Source organism: Pseudomonas sp. Tn43 (assembly GCF_014192635.1).
Lineage (GTDB): Bacteria > Pseudomonadota > Gammaproteobacteria > Pseudomonadales > Pseudomonadaceae > Aquipseudomonas.
On the sequence record NZ_JACHYG010000001.1, the window covers coordinates 464149 to 479550 of the forward strand.

Consider the following 15402-nt stretch of genomic DNA (forward strand, 5'->3'; position numbering starts at 1 on the left):
GGTCGAAGTAGGAACTGCCGCAGGCTGCGATCTTTTGATCTTATTGCAGCTTCGCCAACAACGCCTTGGCGGTCGCTTCCGAAGACGCCGGGTTTTGACCGGTCAGCAACAGACCGTCCACCACAACGTAACTCGCCCAGTCATCGGCCTTGGAGAAGAGTCCCCCGTTGGCTTTGAGCACGTCTTCCACCAAAAACGGCACCACGTCCGTCAGCTGCACAGCGGCTTCTTCGGAATTGGTGAAGCCCGTTACACGCTTGCCTTTGACCAACGGCTGGCCATCCGCATCCTTGACGTGACGCAATACCCCCGGCGCATGGCAGACCGCCGCCACCGGTTTGCCCGCCTTGTAAAACGCTTCAATCAGCGCAATTGAAAAAGGGTCTTCTGCCAGATCCCATAACGGGCCATGCCCGCCTGGATAGAAAACAGCGTCATAGTCTTCAGCCCGCACGGTGTCCAGCAGCCCGGTAGACGCTAATGCAGACTGGGCAGCGGAGTCCTTGCGAAAGCGATCGGTGGCCTCGGTTTGCGCGTCGGGCTCATCACTCTTGGGGTCCAGCGGTGGCTGACCGCCTTTGGGTGAAACCAGGGTCAGCTGCGCGCCAGCATCCTTGAAGGCGTAATACGGCGCGGCGAATTCTTCGAGCCAGAAGCCGGTTTTCTTACCGGTATTACCCAATTGATCGTGGGACGTTAAAACCATCAGGATTTTCATGTCGTTCTCCAGTCGATGTCAGGATTGGTCAGTGATCCAGATGCTGGGTTTGACCTCCGGGTAGCGCTGTTCGTTGCGCCTATTGTCGGGGGGTGACGGCTCATGGCCTTGATGCGCAAGAAGTTGCGCAACTGTGTCGGTGAAAAGTCCTTGAGCGAGGCTGGACGTCAGGTTTATCAAGCCCTCCAGCCGAGTGCGCAAGAAGTTGCGCAGTGGTGCGCAACTTCTTGCGCACTTTTTCAGCAGATCCTTGCCAAAAATCTCTCCGGCGTTGGAAAAACCACCTCAACCAACTGATTTATATAGCCTTAATCATTTCTGGCACGCTCCTTGATAACAGTCAGGCACCCACCGGGCGATACCGCCTCCCGGGCACCCTAACTTTTTAGCAAGGAGCACATCCATGGCTACACCAGCGTACATGTCGGTTACCGGCGAGAAACAAGGCCTGATCACTGCCGGCGCGTTCACCGCCGACTCCGTTGGCAACACCTACCAGGAAGGCCACGAAGACCAGGTCATGGTTCAGGCGTTCAGCCACGACGTGATCATCCCGCGTGACCCACAGTCCGGCCAACCGACCGGTCAGCGCGTACACAAGCCAGTCGTGATCACCAAGGTCTACGACAAGTCCTCGCCACTGCTGCAAGCGGCGCTGACCTCCGGCGAGCGCATGAGCGAAATCGTTATCCAGTGGTACCGCACTTCGGCTCAAGGTACCCAAGAGCACTACTACACCACCAAACTGGAAGACGCGATCATCGTCGCCATCAACAACAAAATGCACAACTGCCAGGATCCGTCGAACTCGCACTTCACGCACCTGGAAGAAGTGCAATTCACCTACCGCAAAATCACCTGGACCCACGAAGTATCCGGTACCTCGGGTTCCGATGACTGGCGTGTTCCAGTCGCTTAATCGCGGCTGACGGTTCCAAACATCGGCCAGCTCTGCTGGTCGATGTCATTTGCGCCTACCTGGAATTTTCGCGCCCGCAAGCGCCCGTTTGGGTGTCGGCGTGCGCCGCAGCACTGCATGAGGAACAAGGGATGTTCGCGCCGGCCAATCAGACCCACTTTGCCCTGACTGTCGAAGGTCTGGAGAACGATCTCCAGGTCCTTGCCCTGCAAGGTCGGGAAGCCATCAGCCAGCCTTTTGTGTTTGAGGTGGAGCTGGTCAGTGAACAGCCGTCCCTGGACCTCGAAACGCTATTGCACAAACCGGCCTTTTTGCAGCTCTCGCCTGACGGCAGCGGCATCCATGGCCAGATCTACCGCGCCGCCCAGGGCGATTCCGGCAAACGCCTGACCCGCTACGCCGTGACCCTGCGCCCGCAGCTGGCCTACCTGGCGCACCGCATCAACCAACGCATCTTCCAGAACCTCAGCGTGCCGAAAATCATCGGCAGCGTCCTCGAAGAGCACGGCATCCAAAGCAATGCCTACCAATTCAAAGTCGGAGCGATTTATCCCGAGCGCATTTACTGCGTTCAGTACGATGAATCGGACCTGCAATTCATCCAGCGCCTGTGCGAGGAAGAAGGTATCCACTACCACTTCCAGCACAGCGCCACGGCCCACAAGCTGGTGTTCGGCGATGACCAGACGGTGTTCCCGAAACTGGCGCCCGTGGCCTACCAGCAAGACTCCGGCATGGTCGCCAACGACCCGGTGATCAAGCGCTTCGACCTGCGCCTGGAAACCCGCACCAGCCGCACCACCCGCCGCGACTACGACTTCGAAAAACCGCGCCTGACCCTGGAAAGCGAACACCGTGGCGACGCCCTGCCCGACCTCGAAGACTACGATTACCCCGGCCGCTTCATTGATCGCGAACGCGGCAAGCACCTGGCCAAGCGCGCCCTCGAGCGTCACCGCAGCGACTTCCAGCTCGCCGAAGGCAAAAGCGATCAGCCGTTGCTGGTCAGCGGCCACTTCCTGGCCCTGACCCAACACCCCAAGGCCAAATGGAACGACCTGTGGCTGCTGACCGAAATCCTCCACGAAGGCAAACAGCCGCAAGTGCTGGAAGAATCGGTCACCAGCAGCACGACTAACCTCAAGGACGATTTCCACCAGGGCTACCGCAACCGCTTCCAGGCCACCCCCTGGGACGTGCCGAACCGCCCGCCGCTGAAGCACCCCAAACCACGGATCCTCGGCAGCCAGAGCGCCGTGGTCACCGGGCCCAAAGGTGAAGAGATTCACTGCGACCAGTACGGCCGCGTCAAAGTGCAATTCCACTGGGACCGCGAAGGCCAGGCCTACGACAAGACCAGCTGCTGGCTGCGCGTCTCCTCCGCCTGGGCCGGCGCCCACTACGGCGGCATCGCCATCCCGCGGATCGGCATGGAAGTGCTGGTCAGCTTCCTCGAAGGCGACCCCGACCAACCGCTGATCAGCGGCTGCCTGTACCACAAGGAAAACGTCGTCCCGTACGCCCTGCCGGCGAACAAAACCCGCAGCACCTTCAAAACCCTGAGTTCTCCGGGTGGCGGCGGTTACAACGAACTGAGCATCGAAGACAAAAAAGGCCAGGAACAGATCTTCCTGCACGCCCAGCGCGACTGGGACGAAAACGTCGAACACGACCAGAAAATCCGCGTCGGCAACGAACGCCACGACACCGTGGAGCAAAACAGCTACAGCGAATTCAAGGCCGAAGAACACCACACCGTCTATGCCGATCGCAAAGTCGAAGCCCGCACCAATGACCACCTGACCGTGGGCGTCAACCAGCACATCAAGGTCGGCACCGGCCAGTTCATCGAAGCCGGCCAGGAAATCCACCTGAGCAGCGGCATGAAAGTCGTGCTCGAAGCCGGCAGCGAACTCACCCTCAAGGGCGGCGGCAGCTTCATCAAGATCGACGCCAGCGGCGTCACGCTGAGCGGCCCGGTGATCAACATGAACTCCGGAGGGAGCCCGGGCAGCGGCACCGGTGCGGCGCCATTGATGCCTGGGGTGTTGAAGCCGGCGGATGCGGATAAGGCTGGCCAATTGTTGGTGCCCGCACAGCGGCAAGCGTTGATGCAGAAGAAGCCAATCTGCGCGATCTGCGAGAAGGCCAAACTGGAGGCGCAAAATGCTTAAGTCCGAGTGGCCACTGGAAAATGGGTTACCTCAAGGCCTGCCGTGGAATGGCACCGTCGGTTTGCTGCTGGATGGCGTCAGCGTCGAAAAACTGCCCCAGCACCTTTATCAATGGTCGGATAATCCGGTTTTCGAGCCACTCTACCTCGGTACCCCGTGGGTTGAATTGGGCGACGTTTCGCCGTGTCTGGTTCAGATAAAAGCGCAGAACAATCCCATCCTGGCAAAGTTTCTGGCTGAGCCTCGCCAAGAATGGGGCTACCTCGTGTTCAGCGATCAACCCTGGGAGCACATGGTCGAGCACTTCCGCTGGCTGACCAGTGTCATGCACCCTCAGGGTGAAGAAGTCCTGTTGCGCGTCGCCGACCCCGCCGTGGCCCACGCGCTGCTCAGCCACGGCGAGAGCATCAAGGACCCGACCCTGTTCGGCCCTTGCCCGCAGATCGTCACCGCCGATGCGGCGCTGGGCTGCTGGCACATCAACCAGCGCCCCGGCAAAGTCCCCGAACCGAATCACAGCAAACGCTACCGCTTGAGCGACGAACAACTCAGTCAATTGGATGAAGTGAATTTTCGCAGCATCGTCCTGCGCCTCAACGAACACATGCACGAATACTTTCCGTCCTATCAGGCACAAGCAACGCCTCTGCAGCGCTGGGAACACCTACATGCATTGGCTTCGACTTCATATGATCGAGGCTTCAACACCGAGCTCGACATCACTCTCTACGCCAACATTTACGGGTTTCTCGGTGAGCGAGCGCTGGAAGAACATCCGGACCTGGATGCGATACTTAAAACGCCATCGGAACAAACGCCCGCTCAGCGACTCGAACGGGTCGCTGATATTGCCCAGGAACGGGCTGAAACCCTGCCAAGGAGCCAAGGATGACAACGCCCACATCGACCGGCAAAAGCCCGAACAACGTTGCAAAAAGCCGGGACGATGGCAAGTGTGCCTTGGGCGGCTGCTCGCTGATGAAGGCCAAAATCCAGCTCATCCCTCTCCGTTACGGCCTGGTCGAACGACTCGACCCATCCAGTGCACTAGCCATGCCGTACAAAACCACCTCGCGTCCTTTGGGAATTCGCTTGATCCGCGATGGCTGGCTCTACGTCATCGTCGACAAGAAACCTCAAGCCGTTATGCATGAATACCGAATTCAGAACGGCATCGTGACCCAACTGCTGTGGGAAAAAGGCGAAATCACCGCCAACAAACGCGAAAGCAACGTGGGCGAAGCCGTGCTGATCTTCCCGCGTTTGAGCAAGCTCTACGTCAACTACTCAGAAGTGCAATGGACCGCCGCCAAATGCGCGCAGGTCATCAAGCACAAATCCGAGCGTGAATACTTCATGCAGGCAGTAGACCTGACCAAGGCTGATCCGGAGAAAGGCGCGGCTAATCTGTTGACGCCAAGTCAGGCGGAAAAATGGATTGCGGAAGTTGCGGAGCAGCCGAGTAAGGAACCGGCGGTTACGGGTGCCAAACCTGAGGAAAGCCAGGACTATCTCTGGGAGCAAGCGTCGCACTTCAAGAAAACTCAGTTGGGCGCGCTCAAAAAGCAAGTCAAGGCAGAAAATGAGCGTGACCATCTGTACTTGGTCATACAGGATGACTTGGGCGTGCTGCGCGATCTCGCCGAGCATCAGGATTTGGTCACTGGCTGGATCAGTGACTGGAGTGACGCTGAAGCCAATCAAAAGAAGTATGTGTTTGGTTGCTACATCGAATCGTTGTACACCGTAACCGGCGAAACCATTCTGAATGCAGCCCAAGGCGACCCTCGTTTTGCCAAACTCAAGGACGAAACAAGCGAAGAGCAGCGGCAATCTATCGTCGACTACGTCAACGCTAAAAATAAAACCCAATATTCTGGTGTCGGTACGCAGCGTGGGGCTATTGCAGCTTCAAAGTCGCGGATGCGTACGAGTCTTGGACCTTTGCATTCCAAGTACGAAGACCTGATCGAGACCATCGAAGACAACGCGGATGACGCGCTCGACGGCGCGAAAATGGGGCAACAAGGCATCAACGATCTGATCGATCGGCCCGCTATGGAAGCCTTTCTGAAACAGCAACGCGCCCAACTCAGTCGCTGGAACAAACGTCTAGATCTGATCAGTGACGATCGCGCGAATCTGATCAATGAAGAACGCTTCCAACGCTCAGCCTGGTATTTCGACCCCAAATTTGGCGATCAACTAGACACAACTCTCGCTACTGAATATGCCTGTATGAGAGACATTTGCCGGACAGATAAAGCGACTGAAAAGCTTGCCGATCTGATCGAGAAACAGCCGGGTTTTACCGTACCAACCTTCTTCACATTGAGCTTGACTGATCAGAAGGACATGCACGCCAAGGTCACATCTTTCGTCAAGTCCCTGCGCGATACCTATATGGCCAAGGACGACTATCAGGGTGCCCAGGCTCTCAGCGGAAAATTTGGCAATTTGCTCACTCAAAATCTCGCAGCAGCAATGCAATTGAGTGAAAACGGCATTGTGCTCGGTCAGTTGCGCAACACGGCGTATGAGCCGGCAAAGCAATTGCGCCTGGCAGGAGCGCTGGATGAGGCCATGCAAGCGCTACGCAGTGGCCAGCCGCTAGATCCAGCAAAAGTATTGCGCCGAATTCCTGGCTCGGCCTGGATAGATGTTCTGCGTGCCTTTGGTAAGGGGGGTATTACGTTGGAGTTTGCCTCTGCGAATCAAATTGCCGCGTTCAAAGCTGATATGGCCAAACTGACAGATCTGCGCCAGCAAATGACTTCGCTGAAAAATCAGATTCGGCAAACCCTGGCTGATGAACGTAAAGGCCGGTTACCAAAAGGCGGTTACAAAACCTTGGTATCTCGCCGCAAAGCCATTCAGCAAACTGTCGCTCCACTTGAAGGGCGGATAGCTCAGGCCATGAGTCCTGTTGGTGACGGGCCGGGTAAGGCTGCCTTCAAGATCAAAGGGCTTAACAATGCTCAGGTGCTTGAGTTTGAGCGGATGGCCGATGACTATCGGCTCAAGCGTCCTTCCAAAGGAATAAGCAAGGCGGTTTTCGCATCAGCTGGAGGGGATTTGTTTTCTTCAGCAGCAGCAGTTCTGCAAATTATCAGCTTTGCGACTGTCTATAGTGAAATTGCTAGAAAAAAAGAGGCGGATTTCTCCGATAAGTTGGCTGTAGCAAATGCTCTTTTTTCAATGATTGGGGGGACTATTGCCGCAGCCCAAGGAATTGCTATTACCGGCCTTTCTGTCGCAATTGAAAACTATGCGAGTACCGCAGCTAAAATCGGATTAGCCGCCAAGTTAGGCAAAATTACAGGCGTATTGGGGCCGTTTTCCTACCTTTTTGGCGCTATTGCCGCAGGCACCGGTTTGTACGGTGAAAAAGGGTCTGCCGCAAGGTGGACCGAAGCTTTACGGTCAGGCGATGGCGCCAAGCTAGCTGGGGCTAGCATGACGCTGGCTGGAGACTCCGGCCAACTAGTTGTCAATGGCTGGGCGACCGCACGAACAGTTCAATACACGTTTGAAGCTATGACGAATGTAAGCCAGGCGCGCGCTCTTGCGTGGGTTACGGCTGGTGGTAAGTTGCTCAGCGTCGCCGCACGGGCCAACCTGATTGGCCTAGTCCTGACAGGACTCCAGCTAGGTGGTGAATGGCTATACAACCGTAATAATAAGACCGAACTGGATAAATGGCTGCTTAAAGGTCCTTGGGGCAAGCAGAGCGCAAACCGAAGTCTTGCAGAGGAGCGTTTGATGTTAGCAAATATTACTGCCGCTCCGCAGATAGCCCTACAACAAGTAAACAGCAAGCACATGGCCGTCTTGAGCGTGCCGGGGATGACAGCCAATGATCTGGAAGATGTCAGTCTCGGCCTCTGTGCTTACTGGCTAACTAACCATCAGCGCAATGACTGGGAAGCGTGGAGCGAACCATTGCTGTATCAACTCAATCTACTAGGTGCCCCGGGCGAACCTCTCAAGCTTGGCTTGGAAATATTCCAACACGAAGCTAACGCCCAGCATGGTCTTGCCGTCGTTTTACGCTACCACCCCGTAGCCGGTAATAAATTTTTCCGAGAGAAGCGATTCGAAACCACGACCCTAAACGCGCAGAATGGCAAACTGCTTCAATCAGTATCTGTGTTAAAGACACGTACCACGGATGCCCCTTGGTTGCTAGTAACTAGCGACTCCCTGTAGTTGCCTAACCCGCCTACATTTTTTCGGTTGAATTGCATGCCACCCAAACATGAACAGCAAGTCGAGCTTGACCTCAAAAATCACCGCCCCACGGCGGGTGAAACTCGTCGTTTTGCCACAGGTGAAGCATTATTCTTCTCACCGTTGCCAGTTCCTACCGGACAAATCCCAATGGATCTCGGCGGAAGTTTTGTTGAAGTCAACGACACCTACCTGGACTTGGGTAGCAGCAATCTCACCAAGTCTTTCCAAGCACGATTAGCTGTGTCACTCCCTACAGTCGTAGTTATCGTTTGTCTATTTGTTCTCCCAACCTTGATGGGCTTCGCAGCATTCATAAATCCATTCGGCAGAAGCTTTTGGTTTTACTTCAACGATTTTTTTGAGTTCGGAATATCACTAGCGCTCTGGTGTGGAGGGGGAGCAGCGCTGATTGGCCTGTACGCGATTATCAGCACCACAAGAAGCAAAGCCCGCGCCCGACCCATCCGATTTAACCGTCAACGCCGAGAGGTCTGTTACTTCCCGAATGACTCCGACGAACCCGTGATCCAGCCTTGGGAAGACACGGTTGCGTGGATCTCAGTCAGCACCGGATCCACCGGAGTAGGCGTAATCAGCAGCTACACCTTTGGCATGGCCATAGATAATCCCAAGGCCGATACGGTGCACTTTCTTACACAGGAGGTCATGACTCCTGTTCATGGACTAGGCAAATGGGAAGCCATACGTGTCTACATGGAAAAAGGACCGGAGTTTTGCCCTGGTAAAGCACCATACGAGGGTCGCCACACTTTCGATCAAGAACGACAGAACATGCACGAGGAATACCAACACAACGAACGTTCCGCTTTAGGAGTTGGTTGGTGGTACCTGACACACCTGATCACTTGGTGGCGTTTTCCGTACTGGGTTGCTGAATGGGACCATCGTTTCAGCATGAAATCTCTACCTGATTCCATTTCTGAGTGGTCAAAATCTCTACCGACTGAGCAGTGGGCCAAGCCGAGCCAAGCGTTGAAAGAGCAAAGCGCCAAGATCGAAAAAGCTTTTGCTCAGGGACAAGATTTCATGACGTACTTCAAGGCGAACCTAAATGAAATCAAGACAGAAGAATCGATAAATAATTGAATGGAAACGATGAGCCGCGTCCTTGATGCATAAATATAATCGACTACCTCATGCTGGAGATGGACTTCATGGTTATCCTGCATGACACCTACCTCTCCGCAGTACGACGAGTACGATATTCGACAGCAGCGCCCGTCGCCGGGGGAACTTGTCGCTTACCCACTAGCGAAGCATTTTTCGTCTCACCTCTGCCGATTGCAATTTGATCTAGGATCGATTGCTGATTTCAAATTTTATGACCCGTGTCCTCTTGCTCAAAAGCAAAGTGGGAGCAGCTGAAAACACATGGAGCAATTTTCAGCGGGCAGGACAACGGCTACTAGATCAATTCTCGGTCAGCGGCAACAGCTTGGTTGCACCATCACCACCACAAGTGCCTCATCGCCATCATGCGCAAGAAGTTGCGCACTCATCTTCTGAAAATACCGACCATTTCTGCTCCAGGTCACGCTAAACAAGGGCTGCAGCCAAGTGCGTAAGAAGTTGCGCAGTGGGGCGCAACTTCTTGCGCACTTTTTCAGCGGATCCTTGCCAAAAACCTCTCCGGCGTTGGAAAAACCACCTCAACCAACTGATTTATATAGCCTTAATCATTTCTGGCACGCTCCTTGATAACAGTCAGGCACCCACCGAACGGCCGTTGCAGACGGGCGAGCGTTTGTACTTGATCGTCAGCGCGGCCAGCGATGCCGAGCCACTGAAGGCCTTCTACCAGCAACAAATGGCGCCAGAACTGATCCCCATCTGGAGCGGCACGCCTTACGCCGACTGGCAACCCGTGATGCCCTACCTCGCCGAGTTGAAACCCAATGCCGGTTTTCTGCAGTGGATCGCCGAAACCGATGCTCAGGACTGGGGTTGGTTGGCAGTGTCCACCAGTACGCCGGACATGGTGTTCGAGCACCTTCGCAGCCTGACTCAAGTGCGCATGCCCGATGGAACCGAAGTGTTTTTCCGGTTCTGGGACGGGCGGCATATCTATCCGATTCTTGAAGGGTTGGGTGCAGGCGCGGGTGAGGTATTGCCGGTGTTTGACCGCTACCTGATCAATGGCCAGAGCCTGAAAGTGGGGCCGAGGGCCGTGCCGCCAGCGAAGGAATGGCCATGGTGGGAGGTGCCGCAGAAGTTGCTCGACACACTGGCGGAAAAAGACCACACCACCGTCGTCGACAACCTGATGCAGTGGCTGGGAGAGGACTGCCCGGAACTGTTCTTCGCCTTCCCCGAAAGTAACTTGCGCCACAAGGTCGAGCGCTTCGTGCGCCAACAACCCAATACAGAAGATTTGGCAGAGCGTCTTGCTGCTCAGCTGACAAAGGAAGTCACGTCATGAATACCCCGATTGGTACCTTGGTCCTGCGCGTGCTGGACGCCAAAACCCCTGACGTGAACCTGATTTTCAAAGACTTCAAAAATTGCCTGAGCGATTACAAGGACTGGGCGGACGGCTTTTTGACCGGCTGGGCATTGGATGTCGACCAGACCTTCAAAGTCGGCAATGAAGTCAGCGTGACCAAACGCAAAACCAAAACCGGGAAGGTCGAGACCTACGCGACCTGCCCTCTGGTGGGCGATTTCACGCTGATTCACATGTTCGAGTCAGCGCGCTTCGTACCGATCGGCAACACGCCAGTGAAACTGGAGCCGGTCACCAAAGGTACTTTCTACGACGACGTCACCGGGCCCGTTATTGAAACAACGATAGGCCCGAGCGGCATCAAGGTGATCGACGGCTGCAAGAAAGGCCAGATGTACCGCATCACCTTTTTCCCGAACGTATCCCAGAGCAATGTCAAAGCACTCTACGATTCCTACCAAGGTGTGATCGGCAATCTGAACGGCTGGTTGCAAAGTGAATGGTCGAGTAAGTTCCAGCCTCAGTGGGCCAGTTACTCGGCTGCTGACCGCGCGGGCCGCTCTGTCATTCTGTTGAAACGAGCAATGGATGGCTTGGAGAAGGCACTGCTCAGGCTTTGGGACGACATCAAAAGCCTGTTCGAACTGCTCGCGCCCCCGAAGGAAAACCTCGAAAAACTCCGCAAATACCTGTCGGATGTCGAGATAGACAAACTCTATGCCGCGTCGAAGGAATCCATTGCTTCGGGTCTGTTGATCCTCAGTGACGAACCGCTGATGTTCATCTACATCTCAGCGATAGTGGCGTGGGTCGGCATGCTGCCGACGCAAGTCATCGTCGACGTGGTGACGGCCATTGCGTCGGAGTTCCTGATCAACGTGGTGCTGGGTATTTGCCTAACTGGTGGTGCCGGAATTGCGGTACGGGTGGGGACCAAAGCCCTGTCCACGGTCAAATCCGGTACGGCGATCAAGTACCTTGAAGAGCTGGCCGCGAAACTGATGACCCTGAGCGGCAAGCACAGCCTGCCAGCGCACGCCGAAGTGTCGAAGCCGTTGATTGCCAGTGCCAATAACGTGCCGATGAAGCCGGCCAAAACGGCATCGCTAAAAATCGACGAGGCCGCCGCCAACGGTTCTAAAAGTCAGGTGCCGAAAACTACGGATACACCGAAGCAGGAAGTGAAAGATGCTTCTTCGTTTCCGCGTGGCAAAAAAGAAAAACAGACCACCCTCGCACCAAAAGAAAAGGTCGACGACGCTTCTACTCAGTCGAAAACGCCTGATGACAAAAGTGCCACCTGCGCCAAGAAAACCTGCACCAATGGTTGCCCGGTATCGATGGTCACCGGCGAAGAGCTGCTGACCCTGACCGACGGCGAACTCGGCGGTTTGCTGCCCTTCAGCTGGACACGTCTCTATCGCACCAGCGCCGCAGAAATCGATTGCGGCCTCGGCTACGGCTGGAGCCATGCCCTGGCGCAACGCGTCGATATCAACGGCGATGAGGTGATCTGGACCGACCACGAAAACCGCGTCACGACGTTCCCGTTGCCCAGTGTGCAGCGCCCGGTGATCACCAACAGCCTGTCGGAAGCGGCGATTTTCCTTGGTGAGGATCCCTCCGAGTTGATCCTCACCCAAGCTGGCGAACGCAAGCAGTTCTACCACTTCCGCTACAACAGCAAAGGCGCGACGCTGATCGCCATCAGCGACAACTACGACAACCGCCTGCACATCACCCGTGACATTCACGGAAGAATCAAACGTGTCGATAACGGTGCCGGTCTTGCCCTCCTTGTACGCTACGACCGCAAACACATCGTTGCCATCGACTATCAGCAGTTCAGCCCGGCGGACAACCTGGAAGATGCCTGGAGCACCGTCCAGACCCTGGTCACCTACATCTATGACGCCCAGCACCGCCTGATCGAAGCCAAAAACGCCGCCGGTGAAGCCGAGCGTTATGCCTATAACGACCAAAACGTCATTCTCGAGCGGCAACTGGCTGGTGGTGCCAGCTTCTACTGGGAATGGGAAAAAGAAGGCAAGTCGGCACGTTGCATCCATCACTGGGCAAGCTTCTCGCAGATGGATGCCCACTACACCTGGGATGACAAGGGCAGCGTCACGGTTACTAACGCCGACGGCAGCGAAGAGATCTACACCCACGACGATCAGGCTCGACTGGTCGCCAAAGTCGATCCGGACGGTGCCGAACACCTGAAGGCCTATGACGAAAAGGGCCGCCTGATCGCCGAAAAAGACCCACTCGGCGCGGTCACCGAATACCAGTACAACGAAGCCGGCCGAATGGTTGCGGTGATTCCGCCGGAAGATGCTCCCACCACTTACGAGTACTACCGTGGGTTTGTCCGTGTGGTGAACCGTGGCCCGGCAAAGTGGACATACTGGCGCAACGATCAGGGCGACATCACCGAACAAGTCGATCCAGACGGCAACTCGACCCACTACAGCTACAACCCCCAGGGCCGCCTGCTGGAGATCCGTCACCCGGATGGCAGCCGCCATCAACTGGGCTGGAACAACCTCGGCCAACTGCTCGAAGAACAGCTACCGGACGGCGGCCAACGCAAGTACCGTTACGACGCCTTGGGTCGGCAGATCACTCGTCAGGACGAAACCGGCGCCATCACCCACTACCAATGGGACGCCGCCAACCGTCTCGCGCGAATCACCCTGCCCGGCGGTGCAACCCGCGCCTTCACCTATAACGCTTACGGTAAAGTCACCGCTGAGCGCGATGAACTGGGCCGCGTCACCCGCTACGAATACGCCGATGGCCTGCACCTGGTCAGCCGTCGCCTCAACCCGGATGGCAGTCAGCTTCGCTACCGCTACGACAACTCACGCTTGCTGCTCACTGAGATCGAGAACGAACGTGGTGAACACTACCACCTCGATTACTACCCCAACGGCCTGATCCAGCAGGAAACCGGCTTCGACGGTCGCCGTACCGCTTACGAGTACGATCTCAACGGCCAACTGCTGAAGAAAACCGAATTCGGTGAAGACGGCAATGAGTTGGTCACCGAATACCAGCGCGACGCCGCTGGCCGCCTGCTGGTGAAAACCCTGGCCGACGGTGAAGAAGTTCACTACAGCTACGATGCCCTCGGTCGCCTCGTAAACGTCGACGACGGCCATTGGCCGCTGGCGTACGAATACGATCTGCAAGACCGCCTCATCACCGAACACCAGGGCTGGGGCACCCTGCGTTATGAGTACGACAACCTAGGCCAGTTGAGCCATTGCCGCCTCCCCGACGGCAGCACACTCGACTACCGCCACCAACCCGGCGGTCGCCTGAGCAGCATCGACCTCAACGGCTCGCGCCTGACCACCCACCAGTTCAGCGCTGGCCGCGAACAGCAGCGCCAACAAGGACTGCTGCTCAGCCAATACCAGTACGACGAACAAGGCCGACTGCAAGCCCACACCGTCAGCCAGCAGGAGCGCAACCTGTTCCGTCGCCGCTACGCCTACGATGCCAACGGCAACCTTGCTGGCATCGACGACAGCCGCAAAGGCAACCGCAGCTATCATTACGATCCGCTTGACCGTCTGATCAACGTCCGTGGCACCACCCCGGAAAGCTTCGCCCACGACCCGGCGGGCAACCTCCTCGACCAAGGCGACCAGCCAACCGCGAACCTGGCCAACGTCAAAGGCAACCGCCTGCTGATGCAAGGCGACCGCCACTACGACTACGACGCCCACGGCAACCTGATCCGCGAACGCCGTGGTACCGGGCAGAAACTCGTCACCGAGTACCACTACGACTGCCAACACCGCCTGATCGGCGTCAGCCTGCCCGGCGGCAGCATCGCAAGCTACAGATACGACGCCTTCGGCCGACGCATCGCCAAGACCGTAGACGGCCAAACCACAGAATTCCTGTGGCAAGGCGAACGCCTCATCGCTGAAAGCGCCGACAACCGCTATCGCAGTTACATCTACGAACCCGGCAGCTTCCGCCCGCTGGCCATGCTCGATGGCGAAGGCCCACTTGAAGCCACGCCGTTCTACTACCAACTTGATCATCTCGGCACGCCACAGGAACTCACCGACTACAGCGGTGAGATCATGTGGTCGGCGAAATACCGCGCCTACGGCAATCTCGCTACTCTCGACATCGTAGAAATCAACAACCCGTTGCGTTTCCAGGGCCAATACTTCGATGCTGAGACGGGCTTACACTACAACCGGCATCGCTACTACAATCCGGGCACTGGACGGTATCTGACGCCGGATCCGATTAAGCTTGCGGGTGGGTTGAACAACTACCAGTACGTGCCTAACCCTACAGGATGGGTGGATCCGTTGGGGTTGAGCTGCGTTCCAAGTGATTGCCCAGATGACAGACGAGTTGAGCTGAATAAAAAATATGGCCGAACAGGGGATATCAATAACGATATCAATGCCCGTGGAAGAAAAGAGACCGCTACGGAATTTTATCGAACGCAAGGCTTTGAAGAGGCTAGCATTCCAGGCCATTTAAACGGCATAGATTTTAATCAACCGGTAAATGTAGAGACTTTAAACCGAGGAAAAACCGTTTATCAATTCCAATCGCCCGGTGCTCCACAAGGCAACTACTATTCTCTGAACCCCGCTACAACCCCATCAGAGCTAGGTATTGGTCCACTCGGAGATAATCGCGCAGCCGGCACAGTCGAGCTCAAGTTGCAAGGAATTTATCGAACCACCCAAAAAACGCCCGTATTGAAATCCACAGCCAAACCAATAGATGATACTTGGTCTGTGAAAGGGATGACGCAACCGTCATCAGGGGGCGGAACTCAAGTCTTTAGCAGTGCTAAAGGAAACTTTGAAAAAATTCAGTAATTTTTCTAATTCACATTTAGGAGGCC

9 protein-coding genes are annotated in these 15402 nt (G+C 56.0%); 8 read left to right on the plus strand and 1 reads right to left on the minus strand.

Annotation, left to right across the window (positions count from 1 at the left end):
- Window positions 1-40 precede the first annotated feature (40 nt).
- Window positions 41-718, minus strand: a complete 678-nt coding sequence (locus tag FHW68_RS02075; RefSeq protein ID WP_095635211.1) for a type 1 glutamine amidotransferase domain-containing protein — start codon at window positions 716-718, stop codon at window positions 41-43.
- A gap of 102 nt (window positions 719-820) precedes the next feature.
- Here FHW68_RS02075 and FHW68_RS02080 point away from each other — a divergent pair, with 102 nt between their 5' ends.
- The 8 genes from FHW68_RS02080 (at window position 821) to FHW68_RS02115 (ending at window position 15376) form a co-directional block, all read left to right on the plus strand.
- A complete protein-coding gene (locus FHW68_RS02080) occupies window positions 821-1015 on the plus strand; it encodes a hypothetical protein (protein WP_183678453.1) in 195 nt (64 codons plus the stop codon).
- A 106-nt stretch (window positions 1016-1121) separates the two neighbouring features.
- Complete coding sequence (locus FHW68_RS02085) at window positions 1122-1637, plus strand: Hcp family type VI secretion system effector (RefSeq protein ID WP_007900657.1); 516 nt, start codon at window positions 1122-1124, stop codon at window positions 1635-1637.
- A 131-nt stretch (window positions 1638-1768) separates the two neighbouring features.
- Window positions 1769-3811: a type VI secretion system tip protein TssI/VgrG gene (tssI, locus tag FHW68_RS02090; protein ID WP_183678455.1), complete on the plus strand. Its 2043-nt coding sequence runs from the start codon at window positions 1769-1771 to the stop codon at window positions 3809-3811.
- The gene (locus tag FHW68_RS02095) at window positions 3804-4703 is read left to right on the plus strand and encodes a DUF4123 domain-containing protein (protein ID WP_095630454.1); all 900 of its coding nucleotides are present in this window, start codon (window positions 3804-3806) and stop codon (window positions 4701-4703) included. Before tssI ends, FHW68_RS02095 begins: the two co-directional genes overlap by 8 nt.
- Window positions 4700-8020, plus strand: a complete 3321-nt coding sequence (locus FHW68_RS02100) for a toxin VasX (protein ID WP_095630455.1) — start codon at window positions 4700-4702, stop codon at window positions 8018-8020. Before FHW68_RS02095 ends, FHW68_RS02100 begins: the two co-directional genes overlap by 4 nt.
- A 36-nt stretch (window positions 8021-8056) precedes the next feature.
- Window positions 8057-9151, plus strand: coding sequence for a DUF6708 domain-containing protein (locus FHW68_RS02105; RefSeq protein ID WP_311654569.1), 1095 nt, complete (start codon window positions 8057-8059; stop codon window positions 9149-9151).
- Between the two features lie 592 nt (window positions 9152-9743).
- Entirely contained in the window at window positions 9744-10484 is a 741-nt protein-coding gene (locus FHW68_RS02110) for a DUF4123 domain-containing protein (RefSeq protein ID WP_095631800.1), read from the plus strand.
- Entirely contained in the window at window positions 10481-15376 is a 4896-nt protein-coding gene (locus tag FHW68_RS02115; RefSeq protein WP_095631755.1) for a polymorphic toxin type 46 domain-containing protein, read from the plus strand. The genes FHW68_RS02110 and FHW68_RS02115 overlap by 4 nt, the downstream gene beginning before the upstream one ends.
- Window positions 15377-15402 lie beyond the last annotated feature (26 nt).

Excerpts from the sequence above, each read along its gene's own strand:
- FHW68_RS02095 (WP_095630454.1), top strand. The coding sequence starts at position 3,804 with ATGCTTAAGTCCGAGTGGCCACTGGAAAATGGGTTACCTCAAGGCCTG.
- FHW68_RS02115 (WP_095631755.1), top strand. The coding sequence starts at position 10,481 with ATGAATACCCCGATTGGTACCTTGGTCCTGCGCGTGCTGGACGCCAAA.
- FHW68_RS02085 (WP_007900657.1), top strand. The coding sequence starts at position 1,122 with ATGGCTACACCAGCGTACATGTCGGTTACCGGCGAGAAACAAGGCCTG.
- FHW68_RS02080 (WP_183678453.1), top strand. The coding sequence starts at position 821 with ATGGCCTTGATGCGCAAGAAGTTGCGCAACTGTGTCGGTGAAAAGTCC.
- FHW68_RS02105 (WP_311654569.1), top strand. The coding sequence starts at position 8,057 with ATGCCACCCAAACATGAACAGCAAGTCGAGCTTGACCTCAAAAATCAC.
- tssI (WP_183678455.1), top strand. The coding sequence starts at position 1,769 with ATGTTCGCGCCGGCCAATCAGACCCACTTTGCCCTGACTGTCGAAGGT.
- FHW68_RS02075 (WP_095635211.1), bottom strand. The coding sequence starts at position 718 with ATGAAAATCCTGATGGTTTTAACGTCCCACGATCAATTGGGTAATACC.
- FHW68_RS02100 (WP_095630455.1), top strand. The coding sequence starts at position 4,700 with ATGACAACGCCCACATCGACCGGCAAAAGCCCGAACAACGTTGCAAAA.